The sequence below is a fragment of the Novosphingobium sp. FG137 genome (assembly GCF_057809735.1).
The window spans coordinates 334,863-361,650 of record NZ_JBMDKN010000003.1; the positions used below are offsets into that span (position 1 = coordinate 334,863).

General features: G+C 66.2%; 24 protein-coding genes and 1 tRNA gene. 12 read left to right on the plus strand and 13 right to left on the minus strand.

Annotation, left to right across the window (positions count from 1 at the left end):
* The first annotated feature begins 29 nt into the window (after nt 1-29).
* Both carB and greA read left to right on the plus strand, forming a co-directional pair.
* A complete protein-coding gene (carB, locus tag ACODS2_RS11155) occupies nt 30-3,389 on the plus strand; it encodes a carbamoyl-phosphate synthase large subunit (RefSeq protein WP_488998862.1) in 3,360 nt (1,119 codons plus the stop codon).
* 109 nt (nt 3,390-3,498) lie between these two features.
* Nucleotides 3,499-3,975: a transcription elongation factor GreA gene (gene greA / locus ACODS2_RS11160; protein WP_421838848.1), complete on the plus strand. Its 477-nt coding sequence runs from the start codon at nt 3,499-3,501 to the stop codon at nt 3,973-3,975.
* Between the two features lie 127 nt (nt 3,976-4,102).
* Here greA and ACODS2_RS11165 read toward each other — a convergent pair whose 3' ends face one another.
* The 5 genes from ACODS2_RS11165 to ACODS2_RS11185 all read right to left on the minus strand — a co-directional run bounded on the left by ACODS2_RS11165 (nt 4,103) and on the right by ACODS2_RS11185 (nt 6,192).
* The gene (locus ACODS2_RS11165; RefSeq protein ID WP_421839855.1) at nt 4,103-4,327 is read right to left on the minus strand and encodes a DUF4170 domain-containing protein; all 225 of its coding nucleotides are present in this window, start codon (nt 4,325-4,327) and stop codon (nt 4,103-4,105) included.
* Between the two features lie 89 nt (nt 4,328-4,416).
* A complete protein-coding gene (locus ACODS2_RS11170; protein WP_488998863.1) occupies nt 4,417-4,857 on the minus strand; it encodes a hypothetical protein in 441 nt (146 codons plus the stop codon).
* Complete coding sequence (locus tag ACODS2_RS11175) at nt 4,854-5,159, minus strand: hypothetical protein (RefSeq protein ID WP_488998864.1); 306 nt, start codon at nt 5,157-5,159, stop codon at nt 4,854-4,856. Before ACODS2_RS11175 ends, ACODS2_RS11170 begins: the two co-directional genes overlap by 4 nt.
* Nucleotides 5,156-5,539, minus strand: coding sequence for a hypothetical protein (locus ACODS2_RS11180; RefSeq protein ID WP_488998865.1), 384 nt, complete (start codon nt 5,537-5,539; stop codon nt 5,156-5,158). Before ACODS2_RS11180 ends, ACODS2_RS11175 begins: the two co-directional genes overlap by 4 nt.
* Nucleotides 5,540-5,547: 8 nt before the next feature.
* Nucleotides 5,548-6,192, minus strand: a complete 645-nt coding sequence (locus ACODS2_RS11185; protein WP_488998866.1) for a hypothetical protein — start codon at nt 6,190-6,192, stop codon at nt 5,548-5,550.
* Between the two features lie 262 nt (nt 6,193-6,454).
* Here ACODS2_RS11185 and eno point away from each other — a divergent pair, with 262 nt between their 5' ends.
* The 3 genes from eno to ACODS2_RS11200 all read left to right on the plus strand — a co-directional run bounded on the left by eno (nt 6,455) and on the right by ACODS2_RS11200 (nt 9,965).
* Complete coding sequence (gene eno, locus ACODS2_RS11190) at nt 6,455-7,738, plus strand: phosphopyruvate hydratase (protein WP_488998867.1); 1,284 nt, start codon at nt 6,455-6,457, stop codon at nt 7,736-7,738.
* Nucleotides 7,739-7,809: 71 nt separating this feature from the next.
* Nucleotides 7,810-8,904 (plus strand): phosphotransferase family protein, encoded by a 1,095-nt coding sequence (locus tag ACODS2_RS11195; RefSeq protein ID WP_488998868.1) that lies wholly within the window; start codon nt 7,810-7,812, stop codon nt 8,902-8,904.
* Nucleotides 8,898-9,965, plus strand: a complete 1,068-nt coding sequence (locus ACODS2_RS11200; protein WP_488998869.1) for an Rv3169 family protein — start codon at nt 8,898-8,900, stop codon at nt 9,963-9,965. The genes ACODS2_RS11195 and ACODS2_RS11200 overlap by 7 nt, the downstream gene beginning before the upstream one ends.
* Nucleotides 9,966-10,164: 199 nt before the next feature.
* Here ACODS2_RS11200 and ACODS2_RS11205 read toward each other — a convergent pair whose 3' ends face one another.
* Nucleotides 10,165-11,223, minus strand: coding sequence for a peptidylprolyl isomerase (locus ACODS2_RS11205; RefSeq protein ID WP_488998870.1), 1,059 nt, complete (start codon nt 11,221-11,223; stop codon nt 10,165-10,167).
* 79 nt (nt 11,224-11,302) lie between these two features.
* On the opposite strand from ACODS2_RS11205, the gene ACODS2_RS11210 reads away from it, so the two are divergent.
* From ACODS2_RS11210 to ACODS2_RS11220, 3 genes are all read left to right on the plus strand, one after another.
* A tRNA-Ser gene (locus tag ACODS2_RS11210) sits at nt 11,303-11,393 on the plus strand.
* Between the two features lie 103 nt (nt 11,394-11,496).
* Nucleotides 11,497-11,796, plus strand: a complete 300-nt coding sequence (locus ACODS2_RS11215; RefSeq protein WP_488998871.1) for an Arm DNA-binding domain-containing protein — start codon at nt 11,497-11,499, stop codon at nt 11,794-11,796.
* 48 nt (nt 11,797-11,844) lie between these two features.
* Nucleotides 11,845-13,371, plus strand: a complete 1,527-nt coding sequence (locus ACODS2_RS11220) for a pyridoxal phosphate-dependent decarboxylase family protein (protein WP_488998872.1) — start codon at nt 11,845-11,847, stop codon at nt 13,369-13,371.
* Between the two features lie 183 nt (nt 13,372-13,554).
* On the opposite strand, the gene ACODS2_RS11225 is transcribed toward ACODS2_RS11220, so the two are convergent.
* Nucleotides 13,555-13,893, minus strand: coding sequence for an HAD family hydrolase (locus ACODS2_RS11225; RefSeq protein WP_488998873.1), 339 nt, complete (start codon nt 13,891-13,893; stop codon nt 13,555-13,557).
* A gap of 17 nt (nt 13,894-13,910) precedes the next feature.
* Here ACODS2_RS11225 and ACODS2_RS11230 point away from each other — a divergent pair, with 17 nt between their 5' ends.
* From ACODS2_RS11230 to ACODS2_RS11245, 4 genes are all read left to right on the plus strand, one after another.
* Nucleotides 13,911-14,474 (plus strand): hypothetical protein, encoded by a 564-nt coding sequence (locus ACODS2_RS11230; protein WP_488998874.1) that lies wholly within the window; start codon nt 13,911-13,913, stop codon nt 14,472-14,474.
* Between the two features lie 106 nt (nt 14,475-14,580).
* Complete coding sequence (locus tag ACODS2_RS11235) at nt 14,581-14,928, plus strand: YciI family protein (protein ID WP_488998875.1); 348 nt, start codon at nt 14,581-14,583, stop codon at nt 14,926-14,928.
* A gap of 4 nt (nt 14,929-14,932) precedes the next feature.
* On the plus strand, nt 14,933-16,150 hold the full coding sequence (locus ACODS2_RS11240; RefSeq protein ID WP_488998876.1) for an RNA polymerase sigma factor: 1,218 nt from the start codon (nt 14,933-14,935) through the stop codon (nt 16,148-16,150).
* Nucleotides 16,151-16,201: 51 nt separating this feature from the next.
* Complete coding sequence (locus ACODS2_RS11245) at nt 16,202-16,840, plus strand: glutathione S-transferase family protein (protein ID WP_488998877.1); 639 nt, start codon at nt 16,202-16,204, stop codon at nt 16,838-16,840.
* A 480-nt stretch (nt 16,841-17,320) separates the two neighbouring features.
* On the opposite strand, the gene ACODS2_RS11250 is transcribed toward ACODS2_RS11245, so the two are convergent.
* From ACODS2_RS11250 to ACODS2_RS11275, 6 genes are all read right to left on the minus strand, one after another.
* A complete protein-coding gene (locus ACODS2_RS11250) occupies nt 17,321-19,894 on the minus strand; it encodes a hypothetical protein (RefSeq protein ID WP_488998878.1) in 2,574 nt (857 codons plus the stop codon).
* 31 nt (nt 19,895-19,925) lie between these two features.
* Entirely contained in the window at nt 19,926-20,756 is an 831-nt protein-coding gene (locus ACODS2_RS11255; protein WP_488998879.1) for a fimbrial biogenesis chaperone, read from the minus strand.
* 99 nt (nt 20,757-20,855) lie between these two features.
* The gene (locus ACODS2_RS11260) at nt 20,856-21,359 is read right to left on the minus strand and encodes a DUF4402 domain-containing protein (protein ID WP_488998880.1); all 504 of its coding nucleotides are present in this window, start codon (nt 21,357-21,359) and stop codon (nt 20,856-20,858) included.
* Nucleotides 21,360-21,672: 313 nt separating this feature from the next.
* Nucleotides 21,673-22,590 carry an NAD-dependent epimerase/dehydratase family protein gene (locus ACODS2_RS11265; RefSeq protein WP_488998881.1) on the minus strand — a complete coding sequence of 306 codons (918 nt, stop codon included), beginning with the start codon at nt 22,588-22,590 and terminating at the stop codon, nt 21,673-21,675.
* A 45-nt stretch (nt 22,591-22,635) separates the two neighbouring features.
* Entirely contained in the window at nt 22,636-23,352 is a 717-nt protein-coding gene (locus ACODS2_RS11270) for a hypothetical protein (protein ID WP_488998882.1), read from the minus strand.
* A 16-nt stretch (nt 23,353-23,368) separates the two neighbouring features.
* Complete coding sequence (locus ACODS2_RS11275) at nt 23,369-26,788, minus strand: DUF6519 domain-containing protein (protein ID WP_488998883.1); 3,420 nt, start codon at nt 26,786-26,788, stop codon at nt 23,369-23,371.

The following is a 26,788-nucleotide window of genomic DNA, read 5'->3' on the forward strand; positions in this document are numbered from 1 at the left end:
GGAGGGCTTTAGTACACTAAGGCCGGTCCATGCCCAAACGCACTGACATCTCCTCGATCCTGATCATCGGCGCCGGGCCGATCGTCATCGGCCAGGCTTGCGAGTTCGATTATTCGGGCACGCAGGCGGTCAAGGCGCTGAAGGAGGAGGGCTACCGCGTGGTCCTCGTCAATTCGAACCCGGCGACGATCATGACCGATCCGGACATGGCGGACGCGACTTATGTCGAGCCGATCACGCCCGAGATCGTGGCGAAGATCATCGCGAAGGAGCGCCCCGATGCGGTGCTGCCGACGATGGGCGGGCAGACCGCGCTGAACACCGCGCTGGCGCTCGCGAACGACGGCACGCTGGAGAAGTACGGCTGCATCATGATCGGCGCGGATGCCGAGGCCATCGACAAGGCCGAGGACCGCATGAAGTTCCGCGATGCGATGGACAAGATCGGGCTTGAATCCGCCCGTTCCGGCATCGCGCACACGGTGGACGAAGCGCTCGCCGTGCTGGAGCGCACCGGGCTGCCCTCGATCATCCGGCCGAGCTTCACGATGGGCGGCACCGGCGGCGGGATTGCCTATAACAAGGACGAATTCGTCAAGATCGTGCGCGGCGGGCTGGAAGCTTCGCCGACCACCGAAGTGCTGATCGAGGAATCGCTGCTCGGCTGGAAAGAGTACGAGATGGAGGTCGTTCGCGACCGCAAGGACAACTGCATCATCATCTGCTCGATCGAAAACGTCGATCCGATGGGCGTCCACACCGGCGATTCGATCACGGTCGCCCCGGCGCTGACGCTCACCGACAAGGAATACCAGATCATGCGCAATGCATCGATCGCGGTCTTGCGGGAAATCGGCGTGGAAACAGGCGGTTCCAACGTGCAGTTCGCGGTCAACCCGAAGGACGGGCGGCTGATCGTGATCGAGATGAACCCGCGCGTTTCGCGCTCGTCTGCGCTGGCATCCAAGGCGACCGGCTTCCCGATTGCGAAGGTCGCGGCCAAGCTGGCGGTGGGCTACACGCTCGACGAGATCATGAACGACATCACCGGCGCGACCCCGGCGGCGTTCGAGCCGACGCTGGACTATGTCGTGACGAAGATCCCGCGCTTTGCCTTTGAGAAGTTCAAGGGCGCGGAGCCGCTGCTCGGCACGGCGATGAAGTCGGTCGGCGAAGTCATGGCGATTGGCCGCAATTTCCAGGAATCGATGCAGAAGGCGCTGCGCGGGCTGGAGACCGGGCTCGACGGGTTCAACCGCGTGGTGGAGCTGGAAGGTGCGACGCGCGACCAGATCGTGGCGGCGCTGAGCCGGGCGACGCCGGAGCGGCTGCTGGTGATCGGGCAGGCCTTCCGCGAGGGGCTGAGCGTCGACGAGATCCACGCCGTCACCAAGTACGAGCCGTGGTTCCTGCGCCAGATCGAGGCGATCATTGCTGAGGAAAAGCGCATCAACGTGGAGGGGCTCCCGATTGACGCGGCGGGCCTTCGGCGCCTGAAGTCGATGGGCTTTTCCGACAAGCGGCTGGCAACGCTGGCGGTGCGGTCGGTCGGCGTGGCGGGCGGCATGGCAGAGACGACAGCGCGCCGTTCGGGCCTGATCCACGACGTGCTGAACGCGATGGCCGGCGCGACGAGCGAGGAAGAAGTGCGCGCGCTGCGCCACAAGCTGGGCGTGCGCCCGGTGTTCAAGCGGATCGACAGCTGCGCGGCCGAGTTCGAGGCGGTGACGCCCTATATGTACTCGACGTATGAAAGCGGCCTGTTCGGCGCGCCGGAATGCGAATCCGCGCCGACGGACCGCAACAAGATCGTGATCCTGGGCGGCGGGCCGAACCGGATCGGGCAGGGGATCGAGTTCGATTATTGCTGCTGCCACGCCTGCTTCGCGCTGGGCGATACGGACCCGGCGAGCGGCGAGGCCGGGGCCGGCTTCGAGACGATCATGATCAACTGCAACCCCGAGACGGTCTCGACCGACTACGACACTTCGGACCGGCTCTATTTCGAGCCGCTGACCGCCGAGGACGTGCTCGAAGTGCTGGAGGCAGAGAAGGCCAACGGCACGCTGGTGGGCGTGATCGTGCAGTTCGGCGGGCAGACGCCGCTGAAGCTGGCGCAGGCGCTGGAGGATGCGGGCATTCCGATCCTGGGCACTTCACCCGATGCGATTGACCTCGCCGAGGACCGCGAGCGCTTCAACCATCTGGTCGAGAAGCTTGGCTTGCGCCAGCCGCTGGGCGGCATGGCGCGCAGCCGCGACGAGGCGGTCGCGGTGGCGACTCGCATCGGCTATCCGGTGCTGATCCGGCCTTCGTATGTGCTCGGCGGCCGGGCGATGGAGATCGTCGACAGCCAGGCGCAGCTCGATGATTATATCGCGACCGCGGTGAAGGTTTCGGGCGATAGCCCGGTGCTGATCGACCAGTATCTGCGCGATGCGATCGAATGCGACGTCGATGCGCTGGCCGATGGCGACGACGTGGTTGTTGCGGGCGTGATGCAGCATATCGAGGAGGCCGGCATCCATTCGGGCGACAGCGCCTGCACCCTGCCGCCCTATAGCCTGCCGGACGAAATCATTGCCGAGATGGAACGACAGGCCGTGTTGCTGGCCAAGGCGCTGAGCGTGCGCGGCCTGATGAATATCCAGTTCGCGGTGAAGGACGGCGAGGTTTACCTCATCGAGGTGAACCCGCGCGCCAGCCGCACGGTGCCGTTCGTCGCCAAGGCCATCGGCCAGCCGATTGCCAAGTATGCCGCGCGGATCATGGCGGGCGAGAAGATCAGGAACCTGCCGCCGATCAAGCGCGATGTGCCCTATATGGCGGTCAAGGAAGCGGTGTTCCCGTTTGCGCGCTTCCCGGGTGTCGATCCTGTGCTTTCGCCCGAGATGAAATCGACCGGCGAAGTCATGGGCATCGACAGCGGCTTCCCGGTGGCCTTTGCCAAGGCGCAGCTGGGCGCGGGGATGGTGCTGCCGCAGACGGGGACGGTGTTCGTGTCCGTGAAGGACAGCGACAAACCGGTGATCCTGCCCGCAGTGCAGAAGCTCGATGCACTCGGCTTCCGCATCGTGGCGACGGGCGGGACGGCGACGTTCCTGACCGCGGCGGGCGTGAAGGTCGAGCGGGTCAACAAGGTGGCCGAAGGGCGGCCGCATATCGTCGACCGGATCATCGATGGCGAGATCGCGCTGATCTTCAACACCACCGAAGGTTGGCAGAGCCACAAGGATTCGCAATCGATCCGGGGCAGCGCGCTCTATGGCAAGGTGCCTTATTTCACCACGGCGGCGGCATCTGTCGCGGCGGCGGCTGCGATCGAGGCTCTGCGCAGCGCCGAACTTGCGGTACGCTCCTTGCAGGATTATTATCAGCCCTCCACATGATCCCCATTAACGCGGCGATTGGGGCCCGGTTCGGCATAGTGCTGGCTGGGGTGGAACGGTTTTCCTCTTGTCCGGCGTGGCAAGGGATTGAAAGGGTAAAGGATTAGGGATGGCAAGTGTTGAGAAGCTGCCGATGCTGGCTGAAGGCTATGCGAAGCTGACGGCGGAGCTGAAGGCGCTGCGCGAAGAGCGTCCCCTGATCGTCGATGCGATCGAGGAAGCCCGCGCGCACGGCGATCTTTCCGAAAATGCCGAATACCATGCCGCGAAAGAGCGACAGGGCCAGGTCGAGGCCGGGATCAGCGATCTGGAAGACAAGATCAGCCGCGCGCAGATCATCGATCCGACGACGCTTTCCGGCGATCGCATCGTGTTCGGCGCGACCGTCACGCTGCTCGACGATGCAGACAAGCCGGTGCGCTACCAGATCGTGGGCCAGGCCGAGGCGGACGCCAAGGTCGGCCGCATCAGCTACAACTCGCCGCTGGGCCGCGCGCTGATCGGCCGCCGGGTCGAGGACGAGATCGAAGTGACGGTGCCTTCGGGCGACCGGTTCTACGTGGTCGAGAAGATCGAGTTTATTTGAGCGCTCGGCCTCTCACCCATTCGTCATTGCGAGCGTAGCGAAGCAATCCAGAGCAGTGTGCACTTACGCTCTGGATTGCTTCGCTACGCTCGCAATGACGAGGTTTGGTGATGCAAGGGGGTAACCCTCACTCCGGCTTGTGCAGGGCCGGTTCCAGCAGGCGGTGGAGGTGGACGACCACGTAGCGCATCTCGGCATCGTCCACGGTGCGCTGGGCACAGCTGCGCCAGGCATCTTCGGCGCTGGCATAGTCGGGATAGACGCCGACGAGATCGATCGCGTTCAGATCGGTAAATTCAAGGTGCTGCGGGTCCTTGACCCGCCCGCCCATGACGAGGTGCAGTTTCTGCATGGCTGGCTTGTCCGTTTCCTTGGGGAGGAAGCGCGGCACTGGCAAAAAAGAGAGGGGTGCGCAAGCGCCGGACGCTACGGAAGTCGCCGTTAATCAGCCTTCTTGCCCGGCAAGCGGCGTGTGATTACCGGGCCGAGCGTGCGCAGGGCCTTGCCGGCAAGGTCAGTCAGGCGAGCCTTGTTCGATTTGGCGGGCGCTTCGGCTTCGTCAGCGCTGCTGGCGGCAGCCGCCTTTTCACCCACTGCGCCTGCCACATAGGCTGCGGCGAGCTCGAGGCCGACCGCCGCAATATCCGCCGCGCGGCGGGGCAGCGACATGCGCGAAAGCGTGCCCTTGCGGGTCGCCTTGTCACCGACAACGCCGCTGCCGGTGCGGGCGATCGCTCCGGCGACCAGCGCGCCGAGCAGGATGCCGCCGGCGACCATTGCGACGGGATGCTCCTCGACGAAGCCCTTGACCTTGCCGAGCGGATCGGTGGCGGTTTCGGGCGTCGCGGGCGCTTCGGACTGCGGGGCTTCGCTATCGCTCATGTTTCGTCCTCGTCCGCTCCGGCCGCAGGGGCACAGCGGTTCTTGATCAGGGCAATGAGGGGGCGGCGGAAGAACCATGCGGCGAGGAGCGCCAGTGTGCCGCCGATGACGGGCACGTTGTCCTTGGCGATGGCCTTGGCTTCGTCCACGGTATCGAGCACCCGGTCCATCGCGGCTTCCTTGATGCGCGTGGGGATCGGACGTTCGGCAAGGTCGGTGCGCAACGTGGTGATCTGGCCACGCACACGCGCCCAGGCCTGATCGCGGCGGCTGCGGGCTTCTTGCAGCGTCTCGTCGCTCATGCCGGGCCGTCCTTGCCCTTGAGCGCGCGGGCGATGGACCGGGCGCGGCGGACGACGCCGAGTACGCTGAGGCCGGTGAGCGCAAGGAGGCCGAGAACAACCACGGCCAGCGCACCCCAAGGCCCGAGCAGCGGGGCCAGCGCGAGCAGCAGTCCCATCACCAGCGCCATCAGTGCGAAGAAGAGCAGCGCGAGCGCCAGCGCGGCGAGCGCGAGGATGCCCTTGGCGCGGCCGAGCACGAAGCCTGCCCGCGCCTTCTGGAATTCGATCTCCGCTGCGAGGAGCGTCTGGCCGTCTTCCAGCAGTGCGCGCGCGCCGCCGAGCAGGGTATCATCCCCTGCCGCCGCCTCGTCCGTGGTGCGGGCCGCCTCCTCGGTCACGCGCGGGTTCAGGCTTCCGCCGTTTCGCTGTCTGTTTTCGCCGGCTTGCGGCGCAGGAAGCGCGTGAGCACGAACCCGGCGACCGCTGCGATGCCGAGCGCCTTGACCGGGCTCTTCTTCACGAAGGTCACGATCTCTTCGCCGATCTCGGGAATGTCCTTGGCTTCGAGCGTGGCGGCAGTCGACTGCAGCGTGTGCGCCGCGCCGCGGGCGTAGTCGCCATATTGCACGCCGAGCTTTTCGTCGATCACGCCGGCGTTGCTCTCGATCGTCTCACCCAGAGTCGAGAGCGCAGCGGTGGCCTTGCCCTTGCCTTGACGCGCGAGATCGAGCGCGACGACCTTGGCCTGCTCGGCATATTCGCCGGCCTTTTCGGTGTATTCGCTGGCGGTGGCAGCCACAGTCTCGGTGATCGCGGCGGTGCGTTCGCGCGCTTCGCCGGTCAGGTTCGCGGCGCTCGCCTTGGCATCCTCGATCGCCTTGCCGAAGCGGGTGGTGACGGCATCTGCGGTTTCTGTGATGGTCTCGTCGATCTGCGCGATCTCGGCAGGCACGGCTTCAGCGACGGTTTCGACCACCTTGAGCGCGGCCTTTTTGCGGGTTTTGGACTTGGCGGCGGCTTCGGGAGCCGCGTTCTCGGGGGTATCGGTCATCGTGCGGGTCCTTTCGCGGGGGCGATTCTGGAATGGTGAACAGTCCTAGACCAATTGCCGCAGGTGCGAAAGGCGCGCGCACCTGGATTTAGCGTGTGCCAGAGACTGGTGGGCGCGGCTGCCCGGCCGGATTTGCCGCTTGCCTTCCATAACTGCGCAAGGGCGTGCCGGTTCCAAGCTTGACCTTGTCACCCCGGCAAAGCGCCGATAGGGGCGCGGCATCACGTCGTCACACTCTCACGTCACCAAACGAGGAAATGCCATGACCGCGATCATCGACATTCACGCCCGCGAGATCCTCGATAGCCGGGGCAACCCGACCGTCGAAGTCGATGTGCTGCTGGAGGACGGCTCGTTCGGCCGCGCTGCGGTGCCTTCGGGCGCTTCGACCGGCGCGCATGAAGCGGTCGAGCTGCGCGATGGCGATCCCGCGCGCTACAAGGGCAAGGGCGTGCTGCAGGCGGTCGGCGCGGTGAACGGCGAGATCGCCGGCGCGCTGGTGGACATGGACGCCGAAGACCAGCGCGATATCGACCTTGCGATGATCGCGCTCGACGGCACCGAGAACAAGAGCCGCCTTGGCGCGAACGCGATCCTGGGCACCAGCCTTGCGGTGGCCAAGGCTGCGGCGGACGCGCGCGGCCTGCCGCTCTACAGCTATGTCGGCGGGGTTTCGGCGCACCTGCTGCCGGTTCCGATGATGAACATCATCAACGGCGGAGAACATGCCGACAACCCGATCGACTTCCAGGAATTCATGATCATGCCGGTCGGCGCGCCGACTTTGGCCGAAGCCGTGCGCTGGGGCAGCGAAGTGTTCCACACGCTGAAGAAGGCGCTCTACCAGAAGGGCCTCGCCACGGGCGTGGGCGACGAGGGCGGCTTTGCCCCCAACATCGCCAGCACGCGCGATGCGCTCGATTTCGTGATGGCCTCGATCGAGCAGGCCGGGTTCAAGCCGGGGACGGACATCGTGCTCGCGCTCGATTGCGCGGCGACCGAGTTCTTCAAGAACGGCAAGTACGAGATCAGCGGCGAGGGGCTCTCGCTCTCGCCCGAAGCGATGGCGGATTATCTTGCCGCGCTGACCGATGCCTATCCGATCCGTTCGATCGAGGACGGCATGAGCGAAGACGATTTCGAGGGCTGGGCCGCGCTGACGAACAAGATCGGCAAGAAGGTGCAGCTGGTGGGCGACGATCTGTTTGTCACCAACCCCAAGCGCCTGACGATGGGCATCGCCAAGGGCCTCGCTAATTCGCTGCTGGTGAAGGTCAACCAGATCGGAACGCTGACCGAGACGCTGGAGGCGGTGAGCATCGCGCAGCGCAATGGCTATACCGCGGTCATGTCGCACCGTTCGGGCGAGACCGAGGACGCGACGATTGCCGACCTCGCGGTTGCCACCAACTGCGGCCAGATCAAGACCGGCAGCCTCGCGCGCTCGGACCGGCTGGCCAAGTACAACCAGCTCATCCGCATCGAGGAAGAGCTGGGCCAGTCGGCACGCTATGCAGGCGCGGCGGCGTTTGGCCGTCTCGCCTGATTTAAGCGGGCGCTTAAAAACACTTCACAACCGTGCCGCTCTCTGCCAGCCTTGCTGGCGGAGAGTGATGCATGGGTGAATTTCCGACGACGGCTGCGGCGGTAACGCCGGGCTGGATCGAAGCTGGGCTGGCGCGCGCCGGGCTGCTGGGTGATGCGCGGATCACCGGGCTGGAATGGAAGGCCATCGGCACCGGACAGGTGGGCGATACGGCGCGCTTCACGCTGACCTACGACCGGCCCACGGCCGCGCCGCCGACGCTGGCGGGCAAGTTTGCCTCTGCCGATCCGACCAGTCGCGGCACGGCGGCGGCCATGATGCTCTATGTCAAGGAAGTGGGCTTCTACCGCGCGTTCGCGGCGGAAATCGCGGTGCGGACGCCGAAAGTCTATGCCGCCGAGATCAATGCCGAGGGCACCGATTTCGTCCTGCTGTTCGAGGACTTGGCGCCGGAGCGGGGCGGGAACCAGCTGGAGGGCTGCGACCTTGCCGATGCCGAGGCAGCGATCCGGCAGGCGGCGGCGCTCCACAGCGCAACCATCGGCCATCCCGCAGTGCTGAATGCAGACTGGCTCCACGGGCGCGAGGGGCTGCTGACGCAGATCGGTCAGCTCTACCATCAGGCCCACGCCATCTTCCGTGAGCGCTACGACGGGCAGCTTGCGCCCGATGCCATGGCGCTGTGCGACGAACTCGACCGGCGGGTAGAGGGCTGGCTGGGCCGTCAGCCCGAGGAGCCCTGCCTGATCCATGGCGATTTCCGGCTCGACAACATGCTGTTCGGGGTGGGGGGCGGTGCGGAACCGATTGCCATCGTCGATTGGCAAACCTGCGCCATCGGCTGCGGGATGACCGACGTCGGCTACTTCATGGGCTGCGGCATCGGCAGCACGCTCAGGCGGCCTAACGAGGCGGCGCTGCTGGCGCTCTATGCCGAGGAAATGGCGCGGCACGGCGCGCCGATTGCGCACGATGTGATGATGCGACGCTACCGGATCGGGGCGCTCCATGGCCTCTTCACCGCCGTTTTCAGCGCGGCCTTCGTTGTGCGCACCGAGCGGGGGGATGCCAACTTCCTTTCGATGGCGCGCGGCGCGGCCGAACTCGCGCTCGATCATGATAGCATCGGCGCTTTGGACGCCATGATGGAGACAAAGACATGCTGACCAAGGGCGACGACTTCCCGCTGCACCAGACCCCGGAGCCAGTCGCCTACTCCGGCACCGACCGCAATTTCTACGACCGCTACTTCTTCAACGGCTATGCGCCGGACGGCTCGGACTTCTTCGCGGCGGCCTTCGGCATCTATCCGCACCTCAACGTGGCGGATGCGCATTTCTGCTTCATCAAGGACGGGGTGCAGCATTCGCTCCACGCCTCGCGCGAACTGGCGATGGAGCGGCTGGACCTGACCTGCGGGCCGATCGCGATCCGTGTCGAGGAGCCGCTGCGGCAGCTTTCGATCAGCGTTGAAGGCGAAGGCATCCGCGCCGAGATCGTGTTCACCGGCCGCGCCTTTCCCATCGAGGAGCCGCGCTTCATCCACCGCATCGGCCCGCGTACCTTCATGGACTACACGCGGCTGACGCAGAACGGACACTACACCGGCTGGGTCGAGATCGACGGGGTGCGCACGGTGCTGAAGCCGGGAACGGCAGGCACGCGCGACCGCAGCTGGGGCGTGCGCCCGGTTGGCACGAGCGATACGCAGCCGCATGGGCACGGCGTGGTGCCGCAGTTCTTCTGGCAGTGGACGCCGATCAATTTGCCCACTCGCAGCGTGTTCTTCCATATCAACGCCGATGCGCATGGCGCGCCTTGGAACACCCGCGCAGTGATCGCGCCCGATGGCGCGGGGCATGATGGTTTCACGGAGACGCCTTCCGCGACGCTCGATGCGCCGTTGCAGCCGGGCACGTTGTGGCCTGCGGGCGGCACGCTGACTGTGGGCGGCGGCGATGAGCCGTTGACGCTGACCTTCGAACCCTTGCAGCGCTTCCAGATGCGCGGGCTGGGCTATACCTCGCCCACGTGGGGGCATGGGCTCTATCATGGCGCGCTCGAGGTTGAGCGCGAGGACATTGTGCTGGCGGACGTGGACCCGAAGCGGATGGACAATTTCCATGTGCAGATCGTCAGCCGCGTCACGACGAGCGCAGGCGAGGTGGGCACCGGTGTGTTCGAGCAGCTGATTTTCGGGGCTTATGCGCCGCTTGGGCTGGGGTGAGGGCAGGCGGTCTGCGTCCCCTCTACACACACTTCGTCACCCTGAACTTGTTTCAGGGTCCATCGTGCGGCAAGCGCGGTGTTTGCCGATAGAGGGCAAACCGCGCGGCATGGTGTTCTCACCGCAAGCCTCCGCGTGGGCTGAGAGATGGACCCTGAAACAAGTTCAGGGTGACGTTTTTTGTGCGGAAGAACTAGTGCTAAGGCACCCGCCGCACCGGCACCGGCACGTTGCAGATATCCACCCCGCCCGCTGGCCGAATGTAGAAGGAATCGCGCCGGTTGGCCCGCGCATCGGCGTAGCTGGCGAAGCTTTTGCTTTCGGTGGAGAGATACTCGTAGCGCGGCAGATCGGGCACATCGCTGCCGATGCGGATGCTGAGGATCGGGGTGCGCTCCTCCGCCGTCTTGTAGAAGCCGATATCGCCGGTGCCGCGCGGCAGGCTGGAGAGGTGCTCCATCCCCTCGATCACCCGGCCGACGACGGCGATATTGCGATCCAGCTGGCGCGGGGCCTGGCCGATGACGGCGTAGAGCTCGGCGCCCGAGCCGGTGTCAGGCGGATAATCGCGGCCGACGCCAACGGTGCCGTAGCAGTGGATGGGCCAGGCCTTGGTGAAGTCGCTTCCCACAGGCCAACCGCCTTCCCAGCCCACGTAGGCGGCGTAGCTGTCGCCAGCCGAGCCGACCACGTGTGGCGGTGCACTTTTGGCTCTTGACGACGCGCCCGGAATCTCAAGGTTGCGAAGCACCTGATATACGTAGGCTGCACCCCCGCTACGGTCGCGATATCGCGCCGACTTCAAGACTGTTTCAGCCTGCTCGTACTCCTCCGCCGGCACCACCTTCAGCCCCGCAGGCAGCGGCTTGGCCTTCGCCTTGTCCTCACCGTCCGGATCGCCCCATTGCACGACATAGCCGTCCTGCACGCGGTTGACGCTGGTGCCGTCCCACCACTTCGCGGCGGCGAGTGCGCGGATATTGCCGATCCACCCTTGCGAAAACGGCGCTGGCAGCAACTGGATCACCACCCGCCGCGCCGCGCCCTTGGCATCGGGCGCGAGGTCCATGACCAGCAGATCAGACGGTGCAATCGCCGTCCAGTCCGCCGCCGGGGCTGCCGCAACGATTTCGGTCGGCGCGAGCGCTGACGTCTTTGCAGGGGCAGCGGCGGGCGCAGACTCCTTCGTGGGGGCAGGGGCGGGCGCGGCGTTGCAGCTGGCGAGCAAGGCAACAGAGAGCAGAAAGGGATGTTTCATCACAAACGACTTGTGCCAGCCTTCGCAGCCTTGCGGAAGTGGTTGCTTGCCGTTAGGGGCAACGCCTTCCAGTGCATGCGGAGCGGTGGCCGAGTGGTCGAAGGCGCTCGCCTGGAAAGTGAGTATACGCCAAAAGCGTATCCAGGGTTCGAATCCCTGCCGCTCCGCCAGCCACCTTGCCAAGGGCCTCCTAAGACTGCTGGAATTCGGTGATTTTTGGCGCTTTTGCGCTAGAGGTTGTTCTCTATTTGCACCGATTTGTCCGGGGCGTCGATGCTCAGTGACCCGGCGGTTCGCCAAGCCAAGGCGCGAGACAAGGATGACAAGCTTTCAGACTCCGAGGGACTCTATCTTTATGTGACGAAGGCAGGGCATTGCAGTTGGCGGTTCAGATACCGATTTGACGGTAAAGAGCGTCGCTTGATGCTGGGTTCCTACTCAGAGGTGTCGCTCAAGGTTGCACGAGAGCGCAAGGCCGAGGCGCGGCGTTTGCTCGTCGAGGGAACGGACGCTGGTTTCGAGGCGAAGAAGGCGGCCATCGAGAGGAAGCTTGCGACGTCAAATACCTTCTAGGTGGTGGCCCCTAACTGGTTCGAGCTTCTGAAGGATCGATGGACGCCCGTGAACGCGGATGACGTGATCACGAGCCTGGACAATGATGTCTTTCCGATGGTGGGCGCGTTGCCAGCGACCGAGATCGATGAGCCGGTGGGAGGCAAAATGAATAACGAGGAATTCCGCGCGCTGGGCCATCGTCTGGTCGATTGGGCGGCGGACTATCGCCGCGATCTGGCAGCGCGCCCGGTCGGGGGGGATTTCGCCCCGGGCCGGGTCCGCGCGATGCTGGAGCAGACCGCGCCCGAGGCTGGCGGCGGGCTGGACGCGGTGCTTGCCGCGCTCGACACGGTTGTCCTGCCCAACATGGTCCACTGGCAGCACCCGCGATACTTCGGCTGGTTTCCGACCGGCGGGCAGGAAGCCGGGGTGCTGGGCGAGCTGGTTTCCGCGGTGCTCGGCAGTGTGGGGCTTTCGTGGGAATCCTCGCCCGCGCTGACCGAGGTCGAGGAAGTGGTAACCGGCTGGTGCCGCCAGCTGTTCGATCTGCCCGAGGTCTATCAGGGCGTGATTCAGGACAGCGCTTCCACCGCGACGCTGGTGGCGCTGCTTGCCGCGCGCGAACGCGCTTCGGACTATGCGCAGTTTGGCGGCGGCTTGCAGGCGCTGGAGCGCCCGTTGGTCGTCTATTACGGCGAAAGCAGCCACAGCTCGGTCGAGAAGGCGGCGCTGCTGGCGGGCTTCGGGCGCGACAACTTGCGCAAGATTCCCGGCGGCGCGGACGATGCCATGGCGCTCGATGTACTCGCCGCGCAGATCGCAGCCGATATTGCCGCGCGATGTGTTCCCTGCGCGATCGTGGCCTCCAGCGGATCGACCGGAACCCTGGCGTTCGATCCGCTGGAAGACCTGGCGGCGCTCGCGGCGCGGCACGGAGTGTGGCTGCATGTCGATGCGGCGATGGCGGGGGCGGCGCTGATCCTGCCGGAGATGCGGGGGCGCTTTGCCGGGATCGGGCAGGCGGATTCCATCGTGATCAACGCCCACAAGTGGCTTGGCGTGCCGTTCGACTGCAGCCTCTATTTCGTGCGCGAACCGGAGGCGCTCGAGCGGGTGATGTCGACCAATCCGGCCTATCTCCAGTCTGCGCGTGATAACGAGGTGCGCAATTATCGCGATTGGGGTCTGCCGCTGGGCCGCCGCTTTCGCGCGCTCAAGCTGTGGTTCGTGTTGGCGGATCTCGGCGCGGAGGGCTTGCGCGCCAAGCTGCGCAAGGATCTCGCGCTGGCCAAGGATCTGGCCGCCAAGGTTGCGGCGGCGCCCGGCTGGCGGCTGGTGCGGCCCCTGCGGTTGCAGACTGTCTGCGTGGTACACGAGCCGGAGGGCCTCAGCGGCGCGGCACTCGATGCGCATACGCGCCGCTGGGCTGCTGCGGTCAATGCGTCCGGGGAGGCGTGGCTATCGCCCTCGCAGATCGATGGACGCTGGTTCGTGCGTGTCTCGATCGGGGCGGAACGGACCGGCGCCGAGGATGTGGCGCGCGCGTGGGCGGCGATGCAGGCCGAAGCTGAACGCAGCGCCGCCGCTGGATAGAGCGCAGGGCCACTATTCCTCGGATGTCGGGTGCAGGCAGCACCGTGCCGGTGCATCGACCGAAGCCAATAGCGCGGAATCCTTCGCGCCGTGCCTCCGCATGAAGGGGCACCCGGTCACCGTCCTCAAGGAACGTGGGCATCTCGCCGCCGGGGAGCGCGATCGGCGCCCGCCCGCCCTTGGTCAGTTCGAGCAGGCTGCCGGCCCCGCCTGGATCTGAGCCGGAAAGCGTGCCAGTGCCGAGGAGGTCACCCGGCGCAAGGTTGCATCCGCCACCAGGACGGTATCGCCAACTAGCTCCTGGGCCGTTTCGATCATGGAGAGGGTGAAGCCTTTGGCACCGTATCCGTAGAGCTTCAAATTGCGCGCCTCGCTTGCCTCACGTGTCTCTCGCACAATTCTGGCGTCTTCGAATGGGCGCAGCATGTCCAAAAACGCCTGCTCGGCTGCGTCAAAAAACCGCATGTTGTGCCAGAGCGTGTCATCGGCATCGAGACAAATCAATTCGATCGGCATGGCCATCCCATATGTGCCCCCTTGTGCGCGGCACCACTCCGTTCATTGTCTCGCTGAGTACTGCGTTTTGCGAGTCGATTCTGATGGTTGTCATGTCTGGCGCGGCGTCGCCAAGCTTCGGGGTTGCCAAATGGCCGATCCCGTCTGGCAAATGGCAAAAGCCGCGGATCGGCCTAAAGCCAGCACAGCCGATCGAAGCAGCTTTCAGCGGCAAACCGAGCGCGAATCCTTGCCTTCCCGCGCGCCTGTTTCGCGGATTTGTGCCGAAGCGCTACTCGGTCGCGGAGCTGATGCAGCCGGCGGGCTTGACCCACAGCGGGTCGGATGAGCACATAACGTCCAACCACGAACTGCTATCCCCCGCGATCGCGACTAACCTCGCGGTGAAGCGCGGGATGCTTGCTCCAGACGAGTTTATGCACGACCGAGACACGCTCAGCGGAAACATGAGTGACTATCTTCGCCGTCAGGACGTCGCGAGCCTCGGCGGTGGCCGCCCGGTCACCAGCCTTTCGCTCGATGCGCTGAGGACGAGCCTCAGGGCGGCAAACGCGGCCTCTGTTATCCCTCTGGAGCCCTGCGCCTGATGCGCCGCGCGCGTTTTCCGGCTCTCGTCTGTCCCAATGGCGGCTTCCCGCGCGTCATCCCTGCAGGCGGGCCACCGGGCCTCGCCGCACAATGGAGGACAAACCAATGCAGTACATGATCATCAACTACGTTCCGCCTGTTACCGTGGGTGCCGACGGGGTGCCGGAATACGGCTCCGAAATGGCGCTGTGGCAGGCCTACACCAAGGCCCTGATCGACGCTGGCGTGATGCGCGGCGGCAATGCACTGCACGCCGGAGCGACGGCGACCACGGTCCGCGTGCGCGATGGGCAGCGAGACCTTCACGACGGCCCCTATGCCGACAGCAAGGAAGAGCTTGGCGGCTACTTCATCATCGAAGTCGACACCCTCGACGATGCGCTGCTGTGGGCTGCGCGCAATCCCGCTGCGAGCACCGGCGCGGTCGAGGTCAGGCCGATCGTGACCTACTGACCTGATGCCGCACCGGCCCTCTCCCAACGCGGTCGAGGCGGCGGCGCGGCTAGCCTATGGTCGTCTGGTCGCGCTGCTGACGGCGCGCTCGGGCGATCTGGCAGGGGCCGAGGACGCACTCGGGGACGCCCTTCTCGCCGCGCTGGAGCGCTGGCCCGAGCTCGGCGTCCCCGCCAATCCGCAGGCCTGGCTGCTCACCGTCGCTCGGCGCAAACTGATCGACCGCGCCCGCCGCGCCGCGCGCGCCGATGCCGCGCAGGCCGAGATCGAGCGCATGCACGAGGAAGCGGAGGTTGCGATGAACGAAGCCCAACTCTTCCCCGACCGCCGCTTGGGGCTGATGCTCGCCTGCGCGCACCCGGCTGTTGACCCGACCGCGCGCACGCCGCTGATGTTGCAGGCGATCCTCGGGCTGTCGGCCGAGCGCATGGCGCCGGTTTTCCTGACCTCGCCCGCAGCAATGACCAAGCGCCTCGTGCGCGCCAAAGCCAAGATCGCAGCATCCGGCATCGGCTTCGCCGAGCCCGAGCCCGAGGAACTCGCCGAGCGCCTCGATCCTGTTCTCGACGCGCTCTACGCCGCCTTCACCGTCGGTCGCGATGATCGAGGTCGTGGAGGGCTTGCAGAGGAGGCGCTCTGGCTTACCCGGCTGCTTGCAGAGCTAGCGCCCGAAGCGCCTGAGGCGTTAGGGCTGCTGGCGCTGATGCTGTTTGTCACCGCCCGTGTTCCCGCTACGCGTGAGGGCTCCTTCATACCGCTGAGCCGCCAAGATCCGGCAGACTGGAACGCGGCCATGTTGGAGGAGGCCGAGGCTCTGCTGCGCCGAGCCGTGGATTTCCGGCGCCCAGGACGCATTCAGGTCGAGGCTGCGATTCAGGCTGTCCATGCCGAGCGTCGCCGCAGCGGACGGACCGACTGGGCAGCGATCCTGAAGCTGTACGAGGGGCTCGCCGGCCTTTCCGCGACTGTCGGCGCGCACGTTGCGTGGGCTGCGGCGCTTGCACAGTCGGGCGAGGCGGAGGCCGCACTCGCCAGACTTGGCGCAATCGATCCTGCGGCGGTAGCGGCGCACCAGCCCTTCTGGGCGACACGCGCCTTCGCGCTTGCGCAGAGCGGCCGAAGTGCCGAGGCGGCGGATGCCTATTTGCGCGCCGCCGCCTTGGCGGAAGACCCTTCCCTGCGCGCTTTTCTCCTCGAACAGAGCGCAAGATTGCAGAATTAGCGAGCGCGCCTGTCCCAATGCCCGCTGTCCGGACGTCATCGATCACCAAGCATGGAGGTGATGATGACAGAAGTAACAGTAATCGGCCTGCCCCAGAGCAATTTCGTGTGGGCCGTGCGGATCGCGCTGGCGGAAAAGGGCATTGTTCATGAGGTGATGCCCGTCCCGCCGCACAGCCTCGAGGTGCTGGCAGTACACCCGCTTGGCAAGGTCCCGGTGCTGCGGCACGGCGACGTTGCGATCGCCGAATCCCGTGCAATCATCGACTATGTCGACGAGGCCTTTGACGGCGCTCGACTGGTGCCGCAAAACCTTACCGGACGTATCGCCAGTGACATGTGGACCGCGATCGTGACGACCTCGGTCGAACCTCTGCTGATCCGGCAATTCCTGTTCGCGCACATGTTTCCTGGGACGCCCGACAACCTGCCCGACCCCGATCGGATCAACGCGCTGCTGCCGGAAGTCGCCTCGATGCTCGACATGCTTGAGGTCGCACTTGCTGCTGGCCAGATCGGCGGCGAGGCATTCCTCCGAGTCGACGCTTACCTCGTTCCGATCCTCTTCTACTGCCGTAGCACGCCGACCGGCGCTGAACTGATCAGCCAACGCCCACGGCTAGGCGCTTATCTTGAACGCCACCTCGCGCGCGACAGCGTCGCGGCAACCATGCCGCAAGCTGCGGCTTGAGCGCTGCCCGTCGGGGCCCTCTGCTGACCGGCGCATCGTCGGACACCGGGGGCCCCAACGGTCTGCTGCTTTCGAGCCGCGACTGGCGCGTATTCGGTGTGAGCCGGCGCGACAGCTGCATTCCTGTGCCGGTCAAGAACCAAACACTCGATATCCCGCGACGCAGCCGCGACTGCCTCGACCATTTCGAACCGGCTCGACGAGACCGGCAGCGTTGACGTCCTCGTCTGCAACGCGGGCTTCGCGCTCATCGCCGGTGCGGTTCATGAGTTTACGGCCTAGTCTCCGGAGGTTCGCCTTTGAGTGTGGGAGCCGAGATTCCAACGTTCGGATAGACATGGATGCCTCCATCATTGATGGGGACTGCGGCGGGGGCTTTGCTCAAGCGTGAAGAATAAATGGGTTGTAAATCAGTGGATTAAGATTGGATCGCCAATCCCTGCCGGTCCGCCAGATTTTCAAGGCTGGCCGCGACGCCGATCAGCGCCCGACAATGATATGCGCGTCGGACACCAGAAGCGTCTCGCGGCTGAGAGTGACCGGCACGGGCGCCGCATGCGCCGCCTCCAGCCGCCACTGGCCCACCGGCACGCCGTCGAAATAAGCAAGACCTTCGAAATCGCTGCGCGTTACGGCAAAGCGTTTGCCGGTGGCATCGACCAGCGCGACCTCGATACCTGGCAGCGGCCTGCGCAGATCGCCATTGACGGTTTCGACCTGGGCTTCGATCTCGCCGGTCTGGCGCAGCGGCACGGCGACATCGAGCACCTGGCCGGCGCGCAGCACTGCGGTTACCCCGGGCTGCACCGGCCGCAGCCGCAGGTCGGGGAGCGATGCCAGTTGCACTTCCATGTCGATGCCGGTGCCCGGCATCAGCCCGCCGATCCGCGCCCGGCCGTCGCTGGCGGTCGCTTCGCGGCGGACACTGCTGTCGACGATGAAACTGGCACCGGCGATGTCGGGCTCGCCCGGTCCTTGCGCGCCATCGCCATCGGCATCTTCAAAGACATGTGGCTGCAATGTGGCGCTGCGGCTTATGCCGGCGGCGGCAAGGTGATAGCCGCGCCGGTCCGGGAACAACGCTGCCGAGAGCGACAGTCCGACCCGCCAGGCCTTGGCGCCATAACCGGCGCCGACACCGACCGAAAAGACACCGAAGTGGCGCTGCACGGTCGCTGCAATGCTGGCGGCACCGCGCTCTGCATCCCAGCCAAGATCGACCCCGAGGCTGCCGCGCTGCGTGGCGCGGGCGGCAGAGAGGCCGATCTGGCGCAGGCGCAGCCCTTGGTTGGCGCTGATATCGACGCCTGCACGCAGGCGCCAGCTGCCGACGGCGCGCGCGACGGCAAAGTTGCCAAGAAAGGTCGGCTTGTCTCCGCTGCGCTTTTCCAGGCTGGCACCTTGGCTCAAACGCCAGTCGCCCAGCGCCAGTGCCAGGCTGGCATCGACCCGATCGAGGGTGCTGCCGCTGCGATTGACCGAATGCCGCCAGCCGATGAGCAGCGGCAGGCTGCGGCGCCCTGCTGCAATGCGCGTTTCAGCCGAAATGCCGAATTCGCGTGCCAGATCGCTAACGGCAGTCGGCAGCGACGGCCCGCTGAGACCGCCATAATCGGCGACATCGAACTTGATGTTGGTCTGCCCCCATTGCCGCACACCCCGCAGCGCGAGCGCCGGGCGGCCATGCCCATCGCCGGCGACCAGCAGGCTGCCAAAGCCGCCCAGCAGCGCGGCATGGACCCCCGCCGCCAGCGCCGGTGTGCCGCCATCCAGAGGCGCACGCACATCGACCCGCATCGAGACGCCGCCACGCAGGCCATGTTCGACGGTGGCAAAGGCGACCTTGCCCGAAGCGGTCTGCGTCGCTGCCGGTGTGCCGATCAGCGGCACGCCGCCATCGACAACGCCGGCGGCGTAGACCCATTCGTTTTCAGGATTGAGTTCGCTGCCGACATAGCGGCTGAACGAGCGCTCCTCGACTTCGCCATGTGGACCGAAGAGCTTGACCACATAATCATTGGCACCCGAACGCAGCGGCACATCGGAAAAGACGTAATCGCCGCTGGCATCGGGCTTGTCGCATACCGCCACCAGCCGGTCGTCGCGGTGCAGTTCGGCATCCCAGCCAAGCGGCAGCGGCCCGCGCAGCTCGATCTGGTCGAACAGGTCGGCGCGCCAGGTAGGGCGGTTGGATATGACAAGCCCGCGGCCGCTGCTGGCAACACCGATCAGCGGCTGTGCCGGCGCGTTGACATCGCCGATGGCAAAGCTGCGGGCGTGGAGAAAGCCGAGTTGATCGGCGGCTTCGCTATCGCGACCGAGCGAGAGGCGGACGCTGGTCTTGCCGCTGCTCTCACCGGCCAGCCGCGCGCGTGCCGTCATGCCCGCCAGATCGGCGACCATTTCGGCCTGGCCTGCGACAGAACTGCTGCGGCTGCCGCTTTCGCCGGTGAGCGCAAGGTCCATGGTCGGCAGGCCGATCAGGCCCCAGGGATTGGCGATGCGCGGGAAATGCGGCCGCGCCGGTTCGGCACCGCGCAGCGCCTTGGCCCGGCGCTCGGCGCGTTCTAGACGCGCGATGACCGGTAGTGGTTCGCTGGAATCGATGCTGATCCGCAAATTGGCTTCATCGTGCCGCACCGTGACCGGCAGCAACCGGGCAAAGGCCGCCATGGCAAGGCAGGGGCCTTCGGGCGACGGCGTGAGCGCGGCGGCGGGCACGGGCACGCGCCGATCGGGAGCATGGAGCTCTATCACGGGTTGGCCGGCATCTTCCGCATGGCCGATCTCGAGCGCATCGAGCACCGGCAGCAGCGGAAGGCACAGCCCGGCCGGTGTGGTGTAGACCGGCAGGGATTCGAGCAGCTGGTAGCGGCCAAGGTAGAGCGCGACGATGCTGAGGTCGTCGCGACCGGCGCGCGGGCCACGGGTGCCGGTTACCCGCGCCGGTTCGGTGCCGAACAGATCGTCAAAGACCTTGTCGCTGTCCTGCGACTGGGCGTGCGCCGGGGCGGCCAGCAGCAGTGCTGCCAGCAAAGCGAAGAGAAATCGCATGGCCCCGCACCGGTCGCTCGTTCCAGTCGGTTCAGAGCTGGACGCGGCGCGTGGCGATCAGCCCCGGCGCCTTGGGATCGGACGAGACGTAATCGATGCGCACGTCATGGCCGATCAGCTTGGCCCTGATGTCCGCCGGCAGTGGCAGCATCACGTCGCGGTCGGTGTTGGGGGTATAGATGGCGATGCCGCGCACGCTGTAGACCGGGTTGGCCTCGCCTGCGATCGTCAGCCGCAGATCGCCATAAGTCGAACGCGTGCCGGCGCGGGTCAGCTTCACGACCAGCATGTTGTCGCCCTCGCGGGAAAGCGCCGCATTGTCGACCGTCGCGGTGGCGTCGAGCGTGCCGATCCGCACGATGACCGGGATGGTGACCGAGCGTACGGCGATGAGCTGGATCGACAGCGAGCCGTCGTTGGCGTCTTCGGCGGGCGCGGCCGTTGCCGTTCCGACATTGGTCGGCGCAGCCATGAGCCGCAGATGGCTGCGATATTCGCCCGGAGCGAGGCCTGCTGGCGGCGTGACCGACACGCGCAGCGACTGGCGGGCGCCGGGCTCGAGGATAACGCGGCGCGGTGAGAAGCGGATCATGTCGGCGGCGAACAGCTCGCCAGCGCGGGTGTCGGTGGCGGTTTCCAGCGCACCGTCGCGGCGCATGCGACGGTTTTCGACATCGATGCGGTAGGCGGTCTGGGCGTCGCTCTTGTTGACCAGGATCAGCTCGGTGCTGCGTTCGGCACCGGCGAGGACGACGCGGGTCGGCGCGACCATCAGCTGGGCGGCGGCAGGCGTCGGCAGCGATTGAACGGCGAGCGCCGCAAGCAACGGCGCGATGCGCGCAAGGCGGGTAGAAAAGTACATGGCAGGGGACTTTCCTTGGATGGGGCAGGCGCGGCTGGACCGGGTCGGAGCCCGGAGCACCTTGCGGGCGATCCGGGCTCCTTCCCCTGCCAGAGACGATTACTGGTATTCGACGGCGACGACGAAGCGGCCGGTGTACTTGCCGGCGGCCTGGCGGACACCAACGTCGAGCGTGCCGCCGACGGTGAAGCTGTCTGCGCCCTTGACGAGACGGCCGTTGTCCTTCGAACCCGTGAAGTCGAACACCTTCATGCCATCACCCTTCTCGTTGGTGATCTCGATGCCGCCCGGAAGCGAGATCGTGTAGACGGCGTCGGCTTCGCCCTTCACTTCGAAAGAAGCGGCGGTGTGGTCGGCGGTCAGGCAGGTCAGCGCAGCGCCGCACTTCTTGTCACCGGCGGGGGTCACGACGACCTTGTCACCCTGCGTCAGCGACGGAGCGATGGTGCCGAAGTACAGCGACGAGGTGTTGGCGATTTCGAGCGGGGCGATGATCTTGGCGCCGGCGCCGGCATCGGCGGTGACGGGCGCAGCGTTGGCAGCGGTCGCGCCAGCAATGGCGAGGACAGTGCCGAGAGCGAGGGTCGAGATGAAGTTGCGCATTCGTGTTCTCCGTTTTGATTGCCATCTGGCAGAAACGAGCGTCGGAACTGTTCCGGCTCTGCCCCCCTCTTTTCAAGGACCGTGCCAAGTGGGTTCTTGCGGGAGAATCGCGCAGAAAGGCGCCATACTGTTCAGAATGGCTGCTGGTTTTTCGCCAAACTGCAAAAATGAACTTTGCAAACTGCTAGGACGCTGCAGCTTGCGAACCGCTGACGTCGAAGTCAGTGGCATGGACACGCAAAAGCGTCTGGCTGATGCTGCCAGGGCTGCCGGTCGGCGCTTTGCCTTCTGATCCGGCCCGTTTCGCCGGCCTTCACAACGCGGCGAGCGCGCTGGCAACGAGGCGGGCCAGGTCGCCATCATGCGCAAAACCGGCGCGCTCGGCCGCCGGGGTTTCGAGCGGGGGCTGCGTGCCGAACATGGCTTCGAGCGCTGTGTCAGGCTCCCAGGAAACGAGGTTCGGCTCTACGCCGCATTGCCGCGCGATTTCGGCGGCAAGATCGCTCATCGCGATGCGCAGTGCCGGCAGCGTGACCGCGCGGGTCGGCGGTAGGAGCGCGGCATCCAGCGCCAGGGCGTGGACGAGGTTCGCGGCGCAGCACGTGATCGACTGCGCGCAGATCGTGGCTCCGGCGGAGACCGGGCAGATGAAGGGCTCGCCTGCCTTCAGCGCATGGAACATGTCGCTGATGAACGCCGATTTGAGGCCCGAGGGGCCATTGGGGCGCGCGAGAATGCCGGGGAGGCGCACGGTTACCCCATCGATCAGGCCGCGATTGGAGAACATCGCCACCGCCTGTTCCATCATCGCCTTGTGCCCGCCGTAGATCATCTTCGGGACAAGCGGGGTCGCATCATCGACATGCGCGGGAAGGGGATCGCCGAAGACCGCGATCGAACTGGCAAAGACCACGCGCGGGCGCCCGCCCGTCTCCGCCACTTCGAGCAGCAGATCGTACATCGCATCGACATTGATCCGGCGCGAGGCGGCGGGATCGGCCTCCGCCGCGCCCCCGGGCACCGTGGCGAGGTGGATCAGGGCCTTGCAGTCATCCGCCAGCGCTGCAGCCCGGACCGAGGCTTCACCGAGATCACCCGCGATGGCGCGGGCGCCAGCTGGAATGCCGCCCGCTGCGGTATCGATGCCCACCACCCCATGGCCCGCCGCAAGAAGCTGCTGGACGAGCGCTCGCCCGACAAAACCGCCTGCACCTGTTACCACGATCGTCATGTCCGGCCTGCTCCTCGCGAAAATTGCTGCGAGACGCATGCCACATCATCGGAACTGGTGCGCGCCGGATTCCGCTGCGCGCATGTCGAGCAGGGGATAGAAACGGAACTCGGCGCCTCTGCCCGTGAAGCTTGGCGGCGCGGGATCGTGGAATACGACGGTTCCGGCTGGGTCCAGCACTTCGACATCGAGCCGGGCGGAAGGCTCGGTGTAAGTGGCGCCGACCACCGAGTAAGTGTCGTCTTCGGTCACGTGCATGGCGCGATAGTCGTTCACGGCATCGAACTCGAAGCGAAAGTAGCCGCCCGCATCGGTCTTGGCCGTGCGCCGCGCGATCTGCGCCAAGCGCGGATCGGTGGTGTCTTCTCCGACGATCCGGACCAAATGATCCGGCGCTGGCTCGCCATCGGCATCGAGGACATAGCCGTGGAATATGGGCTTGCTGCCAAGGCCCTCGGCAAGCTGACCGGCGAGCCTGGCAAGGCTTGCCACCTCGCGTTGCAGATCGTGGGCGCGACGGGCCCGCTGCTCGGCGAGCGAGGCTGCGGCCCCGTCGCTCTCGGATGCTGCCAGCCGCTTGGCTTCGCGCCGCTGCGACTGGGCGAGGCCGGTAATCAGCGCCTCCTGCAATTGCAGCATCTGCGGGGCGATGCGGGCAATCTGGCCGAACACGCTGTCGATCGCTGCCTGCTGGTCTGCGGCGGTATGGCGGGGGCCGGATTGCGAAAAGGCCTTCATGCTCTCGGCGTTGAAACGCGCCATGATCGTTCTCCGGTGGTCAGGGTTGGGGCATGAACGCCTTCTTGGCGCCCGTCGCGAGGTGGCTTTCGATGCCGTGATCGTCGCCGCACAGTTCCTTGCAGAACGCGGTGCCGAGCACGAGGTTGTGCGCAACCGCTCGTTCGACGCCGTTCGCCTTGAGGCAATGGGTCGATTGGTTGCTGTCGGCCGTATTGAGGATCCCGAAGCTGAGCACCGAGAAGAACGCGCGGCCCCAAGTTTCGGCGAGGCGGTTGTCGCTGATGCGCACCGACGATCCGGCAGCGACCAGATCGGCCACGGCAACGCGGCCATCGACATGGTATTCGAACTGGTTGTCGCAGGCGGAGACATCGTCGAGCGAGAGCAGCAGGACCGAACTCAGGTCCGCGCCCTTGGGTGCCGAGCGCATCAGGAAGCTCACCTGATTATCATTGAACGCCAGCTTGCCCGTGGGCAGGCGCGGCCAGATGCCCTTGGTGAAGACGCCAAGCCGCGCCACGGTGCAGGCATCGACGCCGAGGTTGTAGCCCATCGCTTCGGCCACCTTGAGCACGGCCGCGAGCAGCAGGCCGAGCGTCCATTCACGGCTTACGCCGAAGTTGGCGACGAGAACCGTGCGGGCCATCGGGTCGGAGACCTTCTCGGCCATGGCTTCGCTGAGGAAGCGGTTGTCGGTGATCGCCATCGGCCCGGCGCCGAGCAGGAACAGAGCCCGGCCGAGCGGTTGTTCGACCTGATTGCCGTGGATGCGCAGCTGGCCACCAGCCTGGCGAGCGCGCGCTGCGCCTTCGGCCATCATTACTTTTGCATGGCCGTACTTGGCCGTGCCGGGCAGATTGAGCGTGAGCGCGAGCCAGATGTGAATGCCCGCGCGGATGCCCTCCTGCGCCGCTTCGGCGGGCTCCTTGCCGGGCACGCCGTTGGCGCGGATCACGTTGCGTTCGATCGTGAGGCCATCGGCCACCAGCACGAACACCCCGCAGACCGGCGTGAGCCAGTCCCGGCCGTTGTGTTCGATCACATTGCCTTCGATCACCAGATCGGTGGTCAGCGCGAGCGATATGCCGCCATAGCCGAGAAACAGGATCATCGCCGATTTCGGCTGGGCGACCGTGTGGCGCAGGCAGTGGGCGATGCGGTTCCCGGCAATCCTGAGATCGTGAACCGTGACCAGTTCCAGCCCGGTCTTCAGGCTGAACCCGAAGAAGCGGACCACCGCGATCCCGTTGGCTCCGTGCCGGGCAATCACGTTGTCGGCAATCTCGATCTCGTAGAGGTCACCCGCCGATACGAAGCGCACGGGGCCATCGCCGTTGTCCGGCGGGACGCTGCTGTCAGTTGGATCGCAGGGGGCGCAGGGGTCTTCCAGGTCGATATCGGGGATGTCGGAACCATCCGGGTTTTGCTCGTCGATCCGCCGGATGCTGCCGAGCGTGATGCCGTTGCCCATGCCGCCAACGATGACGTTGCCGCGCACCAGCACGTTGACGCTACCGCCGCCGAGCTGGATGCCGCCGCGCGCCGCATCGGCGTCCTCGGCCCGGTCCGGCGCGGCGCGCTTGTGGAAGATCCGCTCGAGCGCAGCGGGGAGCGGTTCGATGATGTTGTCCTCGATCTCGATCGCCTTGCCTTCGGCATAGACGGCGGTCCAGGGCGAGAAGACCTCACGCGCATCGCGGAACTGGATCAGGCAGTCTGCAAGGCGCACCGCCTTGCTGGAGCGCACGGCAGCCACGGGGCCGTTGCCGCCTTCGAGCGCCAGCGCTTCAACGCAGATGTCTTCGCTGCGGGTGATGGTCACCGCAGTCGATCCGTCGCCGGTTTCATCGGGCGCGACGATGCGCGAGCGCGGGCCGCAGCCGTGGATGGTCACGTTGTGGAGGCCGTCGATCACCACGGCTTCGCGGAATGTGCCGGGAAGCACGCAGACGGATCCGCCAGCGGGCGGCAAGGACGCAAGCGCGGCGGCAATCGTATCGAACATGCCGAAGCTCTCGATCCCGTCGCCGACGGTGACCGTGCAGCAGCCGCGAATGCGGGTGAGCGGCAGGAACGGCGGGCGGCAATCGTCGACCAGCACGCCGGTTGCGCTGCCGGCGGCCGAGCCGGTCCATTCGATGAGGCCGAGGGGCGCGCGGTAGCGCCGGATGCCGTTCGGTGCCGCGCCGCTCGGCAGCGCCAGTTGCCACGGCACGATCGCGGCAGGGGCCGCCGGGCGGGCCGCGATGATCCAGTGATCGCCGGGGCGCAGCGGCGCGCCGTTGAAGGTGACGCTGAGGCCGGTGTTGCCGAGCTTGGTGGTTGCGACGGGAATCGCGGCGGGCGAGGCAAGGTCGTCGCCCCGGTCCCACACGCGCACGTAGAGGAAGTCGTCGTCGGGATCGGCTGGATCGTTGAACTGCGCCTTGTCGCCGCGTCCGGTCCAGTTGGCAAAGCCTTCGGAGGCGAGCAGCGGGGTGTCGATCTCGAAGGTCTGATTATCCGGATCGTAGCTGACGAGGACCTTGCACAAGTGCCCGGCCACTTCGGACACGCGCTCGCCGTTGGGCAGGGCGGCGGACCACGGCAGCAGCTCGACGACCATGTCCTTGAGCGGCCAGTGCGCCGCATCGCGCGGCAGGGTCAGCAGCTTGAGCAGGACGTTCTGCCCGCCCTTTGCGGAGATCTTCGCGCGGTAGAGCGGGGCGGCATTGTTATAGCCCCAGGTGTAGTGGCCGGCATCGACCATCTGGACGCGGATGGCCTGATTTTCCGCGCCGAGATAGCCGCCCGGCTGCGGCGGTGAACACAGATCGCCGACGGTTATGGGCGCGGTGAAGCCCACGGTCAGCGTTGCGGTCGTCGTCATCTCCATGTCGGGGGCGATGGTGCCCATCGGCGCGAAGCTGGCGAGCGCGGCGGCCCAGGCAGCGGGGCAGGCGGTGCCGGTGACACCGGACATGACGTGGACCCGGCGCATCGTGCGCCAGCGCGCCGAGGTATCGGGTCCGCCGAGAGCGACTTCGAACAGCTCGCTGTCTTCCACCGCGGTGACCGGCTGCTGCCAGGCTTCGATCCACACGAGATCGGTGCGCTTGACGCCCGGTGCGGGCGGCGCGGGGGCGGCGGCCTTGTCGAAGTTGAGCCAGTCCTTCTGCTCGAGGAAATGCTCGCTTCCCGCCGTTTCGAGCCGCAATCCGCCGAGGTAGAGCTCGCCCGGGGTCAGCGTGAAATCGAGCTTGCCGCCGCTCACTGCAAAGCCCGCAGGGAGGAAGCCCGCACCCGGCGCGCCATAGGCTCCGATGGCGTGGATGCGGGTGCGCCGCAGCTCCTCCGCTTCGATCGAAGAGGCTTCGTTGAAATCGTCATCGGTCAGCACGCGGCCTTGCTGATGGCGGACCCCGGCGTACTGCTTGCGCTGGTCCCCCAGCTGCCGCGACAGGTCGATGGTCGACAT